Origin of the sequence: endosymbiont of Galathealinum brachiosum (assembly GCA_003349885.1) — a bacterium.
GTDB lineage: Bacteria > Pseudomonadota > Gammaproteobacteria > SZUA-229 > SZUA-229 > SZUA-229.
On sequence record QFXC01000003.1, the window covers coordinates 136,264 to 150,751 of the forward strand.

General features: G+C 37.5%; 11 protein-coding genes. 5 read left to right on the forward strand and 6 right to left on the reverse strand.

Features of this window, described 5'->3' with window-relative positions:
• Positions 1-96: 96 nt before the first annotated feature.
• The 5 genes from DIZ80_01985 to DIZ80_02005 all read left to right on the forward strand — a co-directional run bounded on the left by DIZ80_01985 (position 97) and on the right by DIZ80_02005 (position 7,365).
• A complete protein-coding gene (locus DIZ80_01985) occupies positions 97-906 on the forward strand; it encodes a hypothetical protein (GenBank protein ID RDH85720.1) in 810 nt (269 codons plus the stop codon).
• Positions 903-2,366 carry a hypothetical protein gene (locus DIZ80_01990; GenBank protein ID RDH85721.1) on the forward strand — a complete coding sequence of 488 codons (1,464 nt, stop codon included), beginning with the start codon at positions 903-905 and terminating at the stop codon, positions 2,364-2,366. The genes DIZ80_01985 and DIZ80_01990 overlap by 4 nt, the downstream gene beginning before the upstream one ends.
• 296 nt (positions 2,367-2,662) lie before the next feature.
• Positions 2,663-3,964 (forward strand): porin, encoded by a 1,302-nt coding sequence (locus DIZ80_01995; protein RDH85722.1) that lies wholly within the window; start codon positions 2,663-2,665, stop codon positions 3,962-3,964.
• Positions 3,965-3,994: 30 nt separating this feature from the next.
• On the forward strand, positions 3,995-4,729 hold the full coding sequence (locus DIZ80_02000) for a hypothetical protein (GenBank protein RDH85723.1): 735 nt from the start codon (positions 3,995-3,997) through the stop codon (positions 4,727-4,729).
• A gap of 17 nt (positions 4,730-4,746) precedes the next feature.
• Positions 4,747-7,365 carry a hypothetical protein gene (locus DIZ80_02005; protein ID RDH85724.1) on the forward strand — a complete coding sequence of 873 codons (2,619 nt, stop codon included), beginning with the start codon at positions 4,747-4,749 and terminating at the stop codon, positions 7,363-7,365.
• Between the two features lie 162 nt (positions 7,366-7,527).
• Here the strand turns inward: DIZ80_02005 and DIZ80_02010 are convergent, their stop codons facing one another.
• The 6 genes from DIZ80_02010 to DIZ80_02035 all read right to left on the reverse strand — a co-directional run bounded on the left by DIZ80_02010 (position 7,528) and on the right by DIZ80_02035 (position 14,293).
• The gene (locus DIZ80_02010) at positions 7,528-8,400 is read right to left on the reverse strand and encodes a MipA/OmpV family protein (GenBank protein RDH85725.1); all 873 of its coding nucleotides are present in this window, start codon (positions 8,398-8,400) and stop codon (positions 7,528-7,530) included.
• 42 nt (positions 8,401-8,442) lie between these two features.
• Positions 8,443-10,500 (reverse strand): hypothetical protein, encoded by a 2,058-nt coding sequence (locus DIZ80_02015; protein RDH85726.1) that lies wholly within the window; start codon positions 10,498-10,500, stop codon positions 8,443-8,445.
• On the reverse strand, positions 10,494-10,778 hold the full coding sequence (locus DIZ80_02020; protein ID RDH85727.1) for a hypothetical protein: 285 nt from the start codon (positions 10,776-10,778) through the stop codon (positions 10,494-10,496). Before DIZ80_02020 ends, DIZ80_02015 begins: the two co-directional genes overlap by 7 nt.
• Positions 10,779-11,446: 668 nt before the next feature.
• The gene (locus tag DIZ80_02025; protein RDH85728.1) at positions 11,447-11,701 is read right to left on the reverse strand and encodes a hypothetical protein; all 255 of its coding nucleotides are present in this window, start codon (positions 11,699-11,701) and stop codon (positions 11,447-11,449) included.
• 105 nt (positions 11,702-11,806) lie between these two features.
• Complete coding sequence (locus DIZ80_02030; protein ID RDH85729.1) at positions 11,807-13,384, reverse strand: cytochrome C; 1,578 nt, start codon at positions 13,382-13,384, stop codon at positions 11,807-11,809.
• Positions 13,385-13,402: 18 nt separating this feature from the next.
• Positions 13,403-14,293: a pyridine nucleotide-disulfide oxidoreductase gene (locus DIZ80_02035; protein RDH85730.1), complete on the reverse strand. Its 891-nt coding sequence runs from the start codon at positions 14,291-14,293 to the stop codon at positions 13,403-13,405.
• Positions 14,294-14,488: the final 195 nt, after the last annotated feature.

Sequence of the window (14,488 nt, forward strand, 5' to 3'; positions counted from 1 at the left end):
AAGGCTCCTTTAACAGAACCCCTGACCGGTTATAAAATCGGGATAAAGGGTAAGCTGTTTACTTGAAACTTAACGTTATGGGAATATAATCCCAGTATGAGTGATAATTTACTAACTATTCTTGAAAAGGCGGCCTGTAAGATTCTTGGGCCACTAGTGCGTGTGATGCTGAGAAACGGTGTTGCCTGCGGTAGTTTCGAGGAAATAGTCCGTAAAGTATACGTTGATGAGGCTTTCATACTGGCGGGTAAGGAAGGTAAAGCCACAATATCGGCAGTATCAGCTAAGACCGGTTTGTCACGTAAAGAAGTAAAACGTCTAACAGATAAAAAACTTGAATCAACTAATGACACGGCACAGAAGTATAATCGTGCAATTCGAGTGATTAGTGGCTGGATGAATGATGAACGTTTCAGTTCAGTAGATGGTGTGCCCCGTGTGCTGGATATGGAAGGAAATGAAAAAGCATTTTCTACATTGGTAAAAGATTACAGTGGTGACATACCCACCCGAGCCATGTTTGATTTGCTGGAAAAAAGTGGCTGCGTGGAAAAACATGATGGAAAAGTACACCTTGTCAGTCATGCTTATGTACCGGGAAATGATCCGGTGGATATTATAAATATTCTGGGCACTGATAGTCGTGAGTTAATGGAAACTGTTTTATATAATATGAGCAGTGATGCCGCACAGAGAAAATTTCAACGAAAAGTTTCAACACATAAGCTGGCTTCAGCTCATATCAGTGAATTTCAAAAATATGCCAGTAGACGGTCACAGTCTTTACTTGAAGAACTTGATGGCTGGTTAAGCGAACACGAGACCGGGAATAAAAATGACAGTCAGTATGTCAGCCTGGGTATTTACTATTATCAGAAAAATTCTGAATCTGAGGAAGAGTCATGAAAACCCGGATCAAACAACTTTATATATTTGTAACTGCATTAAGTGTTGCCATTCTCACGGCCTGTAGCGGTGGTGGCGGTCTGGCCGGTATTGGTGGTAGTGGTTTTATTTCAAGTGGAACAGTCACCGGTTTTGGTAGTGTGTTTATAAATGGTGTTGAGTATGAAACTGTTTCATCTACTTTTGATGTGGATGATGTCGAGGGTACTCAGGATGATTTACGTATTGGAATGGTGGTGCAGGTGCAGGGAAGTATTAACAGTGATGGTGTAACCGGCACGGCGACACATATTCAATATGCTGATGATCTGCAGGGGCCAGTGAGTAATATTATCACCAGTGCAGACTTTAAAACACTCACGGTGTTAGGTAAAACAGTGATTGTTTCAGCAACAGGCTCAGCATTTGAAGGTTTGAATTTTTCGTATGATTCAGTTGCGCAGAACAACGTCATAGAAGTAAGTGGTTTTTATGATGAGTTAGGGCATTTACAGGCAAGTTATGTTGAGCTTAAGTCCGTTACGTTTGATAGCTCCAATGTATTTGAAGTTAAGGGGGTAATTAGTAACCTGTCTGGTACAACGTTTGAGGTACAGGGCATAACGGTTGACGCATCCAGTGCTAGCATAACTGATCTATCGAATGGGTTACAAAATGATCTGCTTGTCGAAGTTAAGGGTTTTTATAATAGTGGCACATTTACTATTAATGCAACAGAAGTTGAAGCTGAAGATAATGAGTTAAGTGAAGATGGTAATAAAGTAGAAATAGAAGGTTTTATTACCCGTTACGTTTCTAACGGTGATTTTGATGTAAATGGTTATGCTGTAAATGCAAATAATGCAATTTTGACACCGGTAACGCTAGAGCTAAAAGTTGGCGTTAAAGTAGAAGCGGAAGGTGTGATAAGTAACGGTGTGTTAAATGCAAATGAAGTTGAGGCGCGTGGAGGAAATGCAGAAGTTAGCGGGATAGTTCAAAGTGCTAACCTGGATAATAATACTTTCACTGTTGAGCTTCACTCTTCTTTATCTCCGGTTACCGTGCAGCTAAGCACATCGACATTAATGGAAGATGAAGTGGGTGATGATGATCAGCTCTCACTATTAGAGTTAAGGGATGAAGGTGGTTTTGTCAGTGTACGTGGTTTTGAAGGTGACACCAGCGCCAGTACGATTAATGCAACCCGAGTTAAACGTGAATCAGAAGTTAAAGACGTTGAGTTGCAGGGTATTGTTACTGCGCAGGAAACAGATGTTTCTATTACCGTATTAGGTGTCGTTTTTCCTGTTAGTGCAGTTAGCACATCGTATGAAGATCAGAATGAAATTACCGTTGATACACATGCTGAGTTTGAAGCAATTACAGGTATCAACTCAACGGTAGTGAGTATTGTAGATAAAATTGAGGGTGATGGTAATGCGACAGGTATTGCCGATGAGGTTGAAATAGAGGATTGATTTAAAGGGTTAATTTCAATTTAGAGTGTAGCTGTTTCCATTGCAGCTACATTAAGTCGCTTTCATTATCTTATCGTCACTATGCGATTTCTAATCAGGTGTTTGATGAGCTCGTTCCTTGTTATACAAAAAACCGTGTCAGAGAGTAATTTTTAATAATGTCCAGGGAGAATTTATTCTCAATATTCTTTTAGCCTGATCATCATATCAACTTTGTTTTTCATAATATTCATTACTATACTCGTCTAAAGCTGTTCAAATTAATCAAAATCACCTGATTTAATCGAGGGTAGCAAATGAAAAGAGCCTTCTATCTACTTGCTTTCGTATTATTCTGCATATTTTCACTATCTAAACCTGTATTTGCCGCAAATTGGGTTGAGTTACAGGGTGTCGAAAAAAAAGGTTCTGAGCCTACATTGAAAATAATTGGTTTTATTCAGCCAGAATGGCAAAAAACAGATGGTACTAAAATTCAGGATGGTCCGTGGCAGGGGCAGAATGCGGTCTTTAATGTTATCAGGCCACGCCTGGAGGATAATAGTGATGGTTCGTTGTTTAGGGCCAGGCTTGCAGCAAAAGGCAGAATCAATCAGTACATTAATTATTTTACAATGGTGGATGCGGGTAACAATGCATTAACCCGTAATGTGGATACACTCTTAATTATCACAGATGCCAGTTTAACATTTGATTATATTGGTCCCAAAATCCGTATAGGTCAATTCAAGACGCCCGGAAGTGAAGAGGCGATGCAGAGTAAATATGATTATATTAATTTTGCATTATCTACCAATCAGTTAGTGCTTGAAAGGTATTACGATGGGGACGGCTCAGACCCGCAAAATAAAAATGCACCCAATGGTGCATTTGGTGCATTTAGAGACATAGGTATTGAGCTATTTGATACCTATAAGCGTGATGAGTGGGAGCATACCTGGGCAGCAATGGTGGGTAATGGCAATGGTATTGCCAGAAGTGACAATGATAGTCATAAAGATAAGTATCTGTACTGGTCATCTGAATGGGTGTTTTCGGGCAAGGGCCCGCAACGGGATGGCTGGAAGTTATTTGGCTGGTGGCAGGATGGCAAACGAACACTAACGGAGGCTGGTGCCGGCACATATGATCGGACCAGACACGGTTTAGGAACAACATTTAAAAAGGAAAAATGGCGCTCTACAATTGAGTGGATAAATGCGGGTGGTATGATTTTATCAGGAACAGATGGTGCTGCCGTTCCCGGGTCTTCAAATAATGCTAATACGGCAATTTCATCTTTTAATTTAGCGACAGATGATAAAGCAGAAGGCTGGTGGGCCGATGTATCATATCGGTTAACAAAAAATACAGAGCTCTTGCTGAGGTATGATGTATTAAATCGCACTACGAATATAGCTGCAAATGAACGCCAGTCTAATAATATAACACTAGGTTATAACTGGTTTTTTGATAAGAAAAGTAAAGTCATGTTTAATTATGAATACTTAAATAGTGACGCTCCAAATTTAGACAGTCAAAGTGTAGCTAATAATATACTTGATGGTGTTGATAACAGATTATCAGTACAAGTGTTTTATTTTTTCAGATTGCATTAAATGTAAAAAGACCACTGGGAAATTGATGTGATGATTAAGTGTAAACGATTTATATGCTTTTTTTTAATAAGCTTCTTCCTGTTATATATGAAACCGGTATATTCAGGTGAGCACTTTGTTTTAAATTCTGGTGGTTTCCCTCCGTTTTCAAATAGCGAACGTAATGGTTTCGAAGACTTATTATCGAAAGAGATGTACAAGCGAGCGGGTATCTCAATTACTATTAATCAATTGCCCTCTGAACGTGGCCTGAGAATAGCAAATGAAGGTCTGGAGGATGGTATTCATTCAAGAGTAAAGGCGATTAATAAAAAATATAAAAATCTTCTCCCTTTAGAAGAGCCCACTATGGAGAGGCAGTATGTGGCATATGCAAAAGATGCTTCAATAAAAATAGATGGATGGAAAAGCCTTTCTAAATATAATATTGCAATTATAACCGGCTGGAAAATATTAGAATGGAATATTATAAATTCTAAATCATTAATAAAGGTAAGAAATTCAGATCAGCTGTTTAAACTTCTGGAAAATGGAAGAGTTGATGTTATTGTGTTTACAAAATGGGGCGGTTTGCAAAAGATTAAAGATTTAAATATCCAGGGTATATACTTATTAGATAAGCCTTTAGCCAAGAAAGATATGTATTTTTTTCTGCATAAAAAACACAGAGAATTGGTTCCCAGGTTGAGTGCTATCTTGCGGGAGATAAAAAAAGACGGTACTTATAAAGCTATCTTTGATGAAACTATGGATGAATTAAAATAAATGTACTGGTGTTTTAAATGAGTTTTAGTGTTTTTAATAGAGAATCTCCTTTAGCAAGGCGAATAATAGTATTAACGATTTTGTTTAGTGCGTTTATAAGTTTAATTACAACAGGGTTTCAGCTTTATCGTGTTTACATCGATGATATGTCAGAAGTAGAATCGGCGTTTAAGCAGATTAAATCAAGTTATCTAGGGAGTATTCGTAATAGTCTATGGTCGTATGATATTGAGCAGTTACAGGAAGTTATGGACGGTATTTCACATCTACAGGAAGTTGAATATGTAGAGGTTTATGATGATAGTAATCGAGTAATAAGTGCTGGAAATCTTGGTGATGGAAGTCATATTACATCTGAAGAAGATATTTTGTACGAATACAATCAGAAAACGATGAGTGTGGGTAAGTTTAAGATTTATTCTGGTTTGAGTAGAATTTATAAAAAATTATGGATAGAAGGTTGGTATATTCTGCTTGCAAATATGATAAAAACATTTTTTGTTGCACTTTTCATGCTGTTTTTATTCTATAAATATATTTCAAGACACTTGTATGATATGTCTAACTTTGCAAAAAATATAACGATCGACAATCTTCAGGAAAAGATGCATCTAAAAAGAATTAATAATGAAAGTGATGAGTTAGATGATGTTGTAAATGCAATAAACTTAATGTGTAGCAATCTTGATAAGTCACTTAAAAAACGAAAACAGATAGAGATTAAATTAAAGATAAATGAAACCAATCTATTAAATGCACAGTCGATGGCCCATCTTGGGAGCTGGGAATATGATGTTCATACAAGATCATTGAGCTGGTCTGATGAAGTTTATAATATTTTTGGTGTAGAAAAAGGAAAAGTCGTTAATTACAGTTCATTTCTTGAGTATGTCCATCCTGATGACCGGGCATCTGTTGATAGCGCTTATATTAAATCTTTAGAAGATAAAAAAGATGGTTACGTAATTGAGCATCGTATTATACAGGCGTCATCAGGAAAAATACGTTATGTAATTGAAAAGTGTAGTCATATAAAAGACGACATGGGAAATGTGATTTCATCGCTTGGAATGGTGCATGATATTACTGAACTAAAACTATCAGCTTTAAAAATACAAGAGCAAAGTGTTGAGTTACAACAAATTCTTGATTCAATGCTTGATGCAGTTATTACATTTGATGGCTCGGGTGCTATAACCTCGTGTAATGAATCAGCTGTAGAAATATTTGGCCGTCAACGTGAAAATATATTAAGTCTAAATATTGATGAATTGATTCCTGAAAAACAGGTTGATCTAAATATACCCGACCTTATAAAATCGATCGGTTCTGATGATGTTGCTGGAATTAATAATCATGATTTTATTGCGATGCGTCAAAATAATAAAGAATTTCCAATTCAGCTTTCTTTAGCGGAATTGCCCAGACTGGATAATATTAATCGACTGTTTGTTGTGACCTGTCATGATACAGAAATAGAGCTAATGCAAAAGAAGCAGTTGCAACGCTCTCAAAAAATGGATGCGCTTGGTAAGTTAACGGGTGGTGTTGCGCATGATTATAATAATATGTTAGGTGTTATATTAGGTTACGCAGAATTACTCAAAGAAGCATTGTCTGATCAACCTAAACTATATGAGTATGTAGAGCAGATCGATTATGCGGGTAAGCGCGGAGCTAATCTTACAAAAAAATTGTTAACCTTTTCACGCCATGAACCGACTGCATTAGACAAGTTAGATATCAATGAGTTATTAACAAATCAATATGATATGTTGCAAAAATTACTTACGGTACGTATTAAATTAAGATTTGAACTAGAAGAAGGCTTATGGCCCGTTCTACTTGATAATAGTGAACTGGAAGATGTTGTTCTTAATATGTGTATTAATTCAATGCATGCTATGAGTAATAAGGCGTCGGGTTCAGAACTGGTAATTAGTACACGTAATGTCCATTCTAATCATTTAGATGATCAGATACCCGGTTTGAAAGCAGGTGATTATATAGAGTTAAGTATTGTAGATAACGGAACTGGAATGGAGGATATATTAAAGGAAAGAATTTTTGAACCATTTTTCTCAACAAAAGGGGATAAAGGGACCGGTTTAGGTTTGTCACAGGTATACGGCTTTGTCAAACGATCCAATGGTGTTATTAAAGTAGATTCTAAAATAGGTGAAGGTACAAAATTCTTACTTTATTTTCCTCGTTATTCAGGTTTAAATTTAGAGCAAACCGCACCGCTAAGTGAGGATGATGTTGATGTAAAAGGTAATGAAACAATACTCGTGGTTGATGATGAGCCATCATTAATGATGTTAACTACTGAACGATTAAAGGGGCAGGGGTATAAGGTTTTGTGTGCTGAAAATGGTAAGCAGGCATTAGCTGTTCTTGAACTTGAACACGTCGATTTGATTTTATCAGATGTTATTATGCCAGAAATGAATGGCAATGAACTGGCTACAATTGTACAGGAGAAATATCCTGATATTAAGATTCAGATGGCAAGTGGTTATACGAATGATAAATTAAATAACCTCAGTGATGAAAGTTTACGTCAGAATTTATTACATAAACCATATGAGTCTAATAAGTTGTTTCATAATTTACGTGTATTACTGAGTCAATAATATAAAAATAAAGGGGGCGGAGGGATTAAAAAATAATCCCTCCGTCCCCTTTATTTCATAATCTACGTGTATTACTGAATTAATAATTTATACCAGAAAAAATATTAATTTTTACTATATCTACGTGTATTACTGAATTAATAATTTATACCAGAAAAAATATTAATTTTTACTATGGGCAAATATCCACATTATACCGACACCCATAGAAAAATAATTTGTATCGTCAACTAGAGGGCTGTCTTCGTAGGCAGCACCACTTAAATTCTGGTATCTGACAAAAGCAAAATAGATTAAATCATCCTGACGCCAGTTACCTACCAGATCTACAAAAGCACCGCTATAACCTCCATCTGCATGATATTCATTACGTTCAGTTGTGGCGAATGCAGCGGGTACATCATAATAATATGCATGATAATCGTCTGAAGCGTAACGCAGCCCGGTACTTACCTGATATGCCCAGCCGGTTTTAAATGGTCGTAATGTTTCATAGGTCAAACGTGGCTCAATAAGCCAGCCTGCATTGTCAGCTGATTTTAAATCGGTAGAAAAAGCCGTGCGCAAGGGTAACTCAAGTCGGAATTCATGGGGCTTTTTTCTTCCCCCTGAAAAAATTAGTTCCAGTGAAGGTCCAATTTCTAAAATGGTATCAAGGTCAGGCATGCCACTGCGTGCAGTACTGTCTTCACTGTTTACCGGCACGCCTAGGCCGCCGCTAATGTTGATGCGTAAATCTGGTGATTCGAATAAAAAACCGCGTATACCATCATCAATTTCAAAGTTATCTGATTGAATGCGAAAATAGGGGAAAGGGATGACGAAGTTTTTGTCTTCATCTGAACCCGGATAAAGTGCTGTATTTAATGCGGTTACACCTGCACCTAATTCCCAGTATGTTTTATCGGCAAATGCATTGTTACAAATTAGAAGAATAAAAATTATTAAGCTTTTTTTCATGGTGAATATTGATCTTGATATAAATTTTGTTACTTTATTATATAGCCTATAAATAAAAACGTTATAGTTTTTCATGTTAGATGTTTGTTGAGTTGTATTTTCGGGATAACTGTGTGACTAAAAGTTCCATCGGTAACCCAGAGTAAAAAACAGATTGTTACTACCCAGAGATTCACTGCTATTATCTTCATCCGTCTTATCGTAGCCAATTTCAAAATCAAAACGTGCTTTGTTCAGGTAGTTGTAGTCGGTTCTAAATATTGCGCGTAATTTATTTTGTGAACGTCCACCAGTCAGGCTGCGAATATCGTATTGTAATCTGGGGTTGATTCTCCAGTTACGGGTAATGGGGAATCTTGTATTTGCAATTAATGATGTAGTGTTTGAGAATTGAGTATTGCTGTACCTTAATCCCAGTACTCCCGTATCTCTTGCAATTAAAAGGCTGTTGCCGACTATTTGTGTACTAACAAAATAATCAGTACCTGTTCCAGGTGTTGCTGGCACACCACCTGACGCGATGGTCTCTTCAACACGGGAAAAAGTCAGGTCTGCATTGGCCTGATAGGTTGAGTTCATTCTTTGAGAGCCACCGAGGGTAATGGTCTGGCTATCAGCTGTTCTATCTTCTGCTAATTGATAAATTTGCTCGATATTTAAGGTGTTACCTAGTTCTTCCAGGCTGATTTCCTGACGACCAATTAAAGCGTTACTGGTTGATAGAATCGGGGCTTTACGCATGAATGCATTCATATAAGCTGTTCGGCCCTGATCGAGCAGTATATTAGCATTAAACTGTAAGATGTTTATCTCATCATAAAGTAGATCATAATCAATCATACCGAATAGTGATTTAGTTTTATCGCGATAATAGATTTCTGTGCCGGTACTGGTTCGATCATCAAAACCATTAAACTCCTGATCAAAATAAAACAGGTTCATATTCCAGTTGTTCAGGAAGGTCCCGGTTTCAAATGTCAGTCCGTAGAAAGTTCTGTTCTCATTTATTGAAGTTTTATTATCAATTTCAACCGGGTATCCACCAAGAATATTTAAACGCATGTCCGGGTTGAACTGATATCCAGCGGAGATACCATCAAATCTGTTTAGTAATCCACCTATTCTAAGCGATTGTCGGCCAATCTTTCCTGATGTACCGGTTTTGCGATAACTTAATTCGTAATATGTTTCAACAAAACGAAATTCACTATTGTCTTTGTCATTAATAAAGTCATATATATGATCAGCAGTAAACTGGTAACGGTGATCATATTTTCCGCTTCGTTGCAGTGTGGTTACATCAGCAAATGTGATAAGTTGAGATAATGTTTTTATTGAATCAGTATTGTCTGTTTCTGCCTGATTACTACGATAAAACTGTGAAAAACTACCGTAAGTAGTTACTTCATCCAGATCCTGAGTTGTTGTCAGGCGTATTTTCTTTTTCGGGCCGCTGGCTGCTGTTAATAATCCGGCAAGGCGTTGCCGAACTCTGTCACTGCCTTCGCTGTCCGGATACAGCTTAAGGTATTTTGTGTAAAGAGTAACAGCATGTGTTTTTTGGCCTTTACGTTGTCTTGCCAGACCTAAAAGCTCTAATGCTGATATGGAATATTTATGCGTACCTGCACTGACCAGTGCATTCAGGTAACGAATAGCGCTTGAGTAGTTTTTATATCTTAAATCCGTTTTAGCTCTTCTCATCAGGTTGTTTAGTTGCTTATCTGATAATGAACTTGTGTTTTTGATACTGGTTAATTTTGCCTGAGAAGGTACTGTAAAAATTATAGACTTTTCTGCTTTTGGTGGCGTTTTTATAACCCATGATCCCGGGTAAAACGCTTTTATTTTTGATTGTGCTGCAATGGCCTGTTTTCGATTGTTGAAAAAACCCAGCTGAAGCCTTTCCCACGGCTTACTTTTAATGTTTACTTTTGAAACGTAAAAGCTTAAACCGGGAAATGGAATATTCTTCTTAGGTACCCATTTTAAATTTTGACCGGGTGATGACGCCAGAACAATTGAATAGGTACTAGATGCAGTTGCAGCTTCCACAGTGGTTGTTATAAACAGCCACTGTAGAAGAAGCGTATAAATAATCGAATTAATATAGTTTAAACGTAACATATTATTTTTTAAATATTTATGATTAATGGTCTGGTGCTTTTCTACCATTCGCCACCACTTGCTCTGTGCTCATTACTTCTTATGCCATCTTTTAAGTGACAACTTCCACTACAATCCTGAACTTCATTAATTGGTAGTGGTATATCGCCTGCACCCTTATGCGAGTCTGATTTATAATCGTTAGCATGGCATCCGGCACAGTCAGGTTTATAAGCTGTAAAAGGCCATGCGATGGTTTGATTATTAGTCGGATGACAGTCAACACAAAGTGTTGCTGTTCTGTGGTCACCAGGGTAATCAGGTGAGTCGTGACGAAACAGTGCCATTGGAGTCCAGCGATCTGTGGTATGGCATCGGTCACAATCTAAAGTAGTAACAAAGTGAGTTGTATTTTTACCCGTAGCGGTTGAGCCATTGTGGCAACTCAGGCAGAGACCGGTAATATTATTATGGTTAAATATCGCGCCACTCCAGGTCGTTGTGTTATGGCAGGTATCACATTCAGCAGTAGTAAAAATATGCGTCGCGTGTTTACCTGTTGCAGTAATGCCGTTGTGGCAACTTGAGCAGACTCCGGTAACGGAAGCATGATCAAAGCCGGCACCTATCCAGGTGTTTGTGGTATGACAATTATCACACTCTGCGGTAGTTTGAATATGCGCCGGGTGTTTTCCAATAGCAGTTAAACCATTATGACAACTGCTGCATGCAGCAGTGATATTACTATGATCAAATCTTGCGTTACTCCACGTAATCGTACTATGGCAAGCATCACACTGTTCATTAGTGGTTATATGTTGAGGTGTTTTTCCTGTTGCGGTGAAACCATTGTGGCAGGAGTTACAGGTTCCTAAAACAGAAGCATGATCTACATTGCCTACACGACTGAATGTTATAGTGTTATGGCAGTCATCACACTGATCAGTAGAGAGAATATGAGAAGGGTTTTTACCCGTTGCGATTACATTATTGTGACAAGTTTGACATGGCCCGCTTATATCGCCATGGTCAAACCTTGCTCCTTTCCATGAGTCTTCAGTATGGCAGTCATCACAAAAATTACTGCTCGGAAAATGTTGAGGGTGCTTGCCAGGTGCACGGCTACCGTTATGGCATAAGTTGCAACTAAGAGGTGTGCCTTTAAACTGACCTGCGATATGGCAGCTAGAGCAATCGATAAATGCATGTTTACCCGTGAGAGGAAAGCCGGTTGAAAAATGATCGAAACCGCCCTTTGCTGTCTCAGCATGGGCTGAAGTATTTGAAAATAGTAAAACTGCAAGCAGCAGAGTATAAAGCGTTTTTATAAATAAATTCGAATTTATCTGTTTACTATTAGCCATGTCGATTCCCATTAGCGTTTTATGTTGATTTCTCTGAAATTGCTGGTGTTATGGCAATTACCACATTGTCGACCAAACGACCGGTTGTGAATATCACGACTTCGATGGCAGGAGATGCAATCCTTAGATGCTTTTAATTTGCCATTTGATTTTGTTTGATGGCAGTCGTAACACCCGAGTTTTTTATGTTTGCCATCAAGTTTGAAACTGGTGTCTTTATCATGTTTGAATAGCCAGGTGAACCATGAGTTGGGGTTATGGCAGGCATTGCAGTTGGTACCTAGTCTGGTTTTATGGACGTCATCGCCAGCATGGCAGGTATTACAGTCTGATTTTACATCCGCATAGTCATTTGTAAGATGACACTCTTCACATTGGGTGGTGGCATGCATTCCAATTAGCGGGAAGTGGGATAAATCATGATCAAAAACAACTTCATTATTCCAGCCTTTTTCATTGTGGCAGTCATTGCATTTTTTACCCTGTTTGCCTCTATGTACATCATTTTTTTTATGGCAGGAGTAGCAATCATTTTTTAGTTTGTGTTTATAGAGATCACCTGTATGACATTGATTGCAGCTTGTAGTTTTATGTTTGCCAATTAGTGAGAACTTTGTTTTTTTATCGTGATTAAATATCTGTTTAGACCATGAAGATGATGTATGGCAACTATTGCATTTTTTTCCGTATCGGCCTTTATGTTCATCGTTATTTTTATGGCAGGAATAGCATTTTTTAGGTAATTCTTTTTTCAGGTCAGATGAAGTGTGGCAGCTATTGCAATCAGCAGTTTTATGTTTTCCGTATAAAGGGAAATCAGTTTTTTTGTTGTGATTAAATTTAATCTGGTTCCATTTTTTAGTGTTATGGCAACTGTTACATTTTTTTCCGAAACTACCAGTATGGATGTCATTTATTTTATGGCAGTTGATACATAATTTTGGTGTGTCTTTGTATTTGTTGTTTATGTGGCAAACGGTGCAACGAGTTTTCTTATGAGCGCCTTTTAATGGGAAGTCAGTTTTAGAGTGATCGAATTTTGTTTTCTTCCAGTTTGTTTCATTGTGACAGTTATTACATTTTTTCCCCTGTTTTCCCTTGTGTACATCTGAGTTTTTATGGCAGTCAATACATTTCTCAGGTGCTTCTGAGTATTTTTTTTCAGATTTATGACAGGCGGAGCAGGCTGCCTTTTTATGTGTGCCTTTTAACTTAAAATCTGTTTGTTGGTGGTTAAAGGTTGCAAGGTTAAGTAATACAATGTTTTTTTCTCTACCTTTATGCTCGGTATGGCAATGTTTGCAGTCTGTTTTTAACTGTGTTGGCAGGCGCCCATGAAAGCCCTTTTTATTGCTAATATCAGCGCTAATATCTTCATGTGCGTGGCATTGAATACAAAGTTCCCCCTGTTTTTCTTTGTCTGATGTGTCATGGCACTGTTCGCAGTCCTCTTCATACTTTTGATGTGACGTAATGACTTTTCCTGGCATTAAAAGAGATTTTAATGAGTCGCTACTGGCTACGCCTGAATTCATTAAAAGAAGAATGAAAAAAGTAAAACGAAGAATGACAGCGTGAAGGTGATGCATTGGCGTATTGTTTATTGCCTAGTAAATATGCACAGCAAATATATGAATTACCGCTGTAATAATCATCATAATAAATAGCGGTAGGTGCAAGATATGCCACAGTGAGAAAAGTCGTTCATATAGCTTGAAAGCGGCTATATGACGTAATGCAAGTGTGTAGCGATTAACTGAATCTATAACCATTTTTTTATCAGCTGGCTGATTGTTTTTTAGAGAGTAAATTATCTTCACTAAAAGATGTTTTGCATTTACACCAAGATAGATAACATCCATAAAACTCGCCAGTATACCTGTATAGGGTTTTAGTGCTTTTTCTTCCATTATTTTTAGCTGGCTATCAAGCACATCATCCATATTCACCATACTGAGTAGATGAGTGTGATTATTTTCAGTGTCCAGTTTAAGCTCTTTTAGTGTTATGCGTGTGCCATAGAGACCATGATGAATATGGGTATAGATATAACGGCCTATTAAACCACTTGCCGCTACCAGTAACATGCTAAAAAGAGCGATGGAGCTATTGGTCGATCCGAGTTGAAAATTAGAATGGAATAAAATCAGGGTAGGACCAATGATGCCAAATAACATGTGAATACCAAACCAGTAACGTATAGGTATCCAACGAGTTAATACTTTTAGTCGCTTACTGAGCGGATACAGTAAAAGTATTAGCATCATGCTGCCACCAACAATACCCAGCAGGTAGCCAGTGCCTGTTTCTGCACTCAGGTAGTTATTATCCCTTTGAGACCAGCCAAAAATAATCGTAATTAACAAGCCTATAATAAACATGTGAGCATATAGAAATTTAAATGATTTCAGTATCAGATTATTTAGCATAGGTAACGTACTTGAATTCTTGTTTAACTTTTTATTTAAGGTCTCAATATGTGTCTGGGTTACTGCCATGGTAAGTTAATCTCGCATCAATCATCACGTATGAAAGGATGATACAGAATGCACCTGATATATTTTGGGAATTAGATCACAAATAATAACGTATTTAATGGTTACTATCTATACAGTAAACACTGTAATTACTACTCAGTAATCCCGTATGTGCTTATATTGAAATAATCTATATAATCAGTTAGTTAGAGGTCC

Bases quoted from the DNA above. Each gene is read 5' to 3' on its own strand.
- DIZ80_01985 (RDH85720.1), top strand. From the start codon at position 97: ATGAGTGATAATTTACTAACTATTCTTGAAAAGGCGGCCTGTAAGATT.
- DIZ80_01990 (RDH85721.1), top strand. From the start codon at position 903: ATGAAAACCCGGATCAAACAACTTTATATATTTGTAACTGCATTAAGT.
- DIZ80_01995 (RDH85722.1), top strand. From the start codon at position 2,663: ATGAAAAGAGCCTTCTATCTACTTGCTTTCGTATTATTCTGCATATTT.
- DIZ80_02000 (RDH85723.1), top strand. From the start codon at position 3,995: ATGATTAAGTGTAAACGATTTATATGCTTTTTTTTAATAAGCTTCTTC.
- DIZ80_02005 (RDH85724.1), top strand. From the start codon at position 4,747: ATGAGTTTTAGTGTTTTTAATAGAGAATCTCCTTTAGCAAGGCGAATA.
- DIZ80_02010 (RDH85725.1), bottom strand. From the start codon at position 8,400: ATGAAAAACTATAACGTTTTTATTTATAGGCTATATAATAAAGTAACA.
- DIZ80_02015 (RDH85726.1), bottom strand. From the start codon at position 10,500: ATGGTAGAAAAGCACCAGACCATTAATCATAAATATTTAAAAAATAAT.
- DIZ80_02020 (RDH85727.1), bottom strand. From the start codon at position 10,778: ATGGCACTGTTTCGTCACGACTCACCTGATTACCCTGGTGACCACAGA.
- DIZ80_02025 (RDH85728.1), bottom strand. From the start codon at position 11,701: ATGCTGAGACAGCAAAGGGCGGTTTCGATCATTTTTCAACCGGCTTTC.
- DIZ80_02030 (RDH85729.1), bottom strand. From the start codon at position 13,384: ATGCATCACCTTCACGCTGTCATTCTTCGTTTTACTTTTTTCATTCTT.
- DIZ80_02035 (RDH85730.1), bottom strand. From the start codon at position 14,293: ATGGCAGTAACCCAGACACATATTGAGACCTTAAATAAAAAGTTAAAC.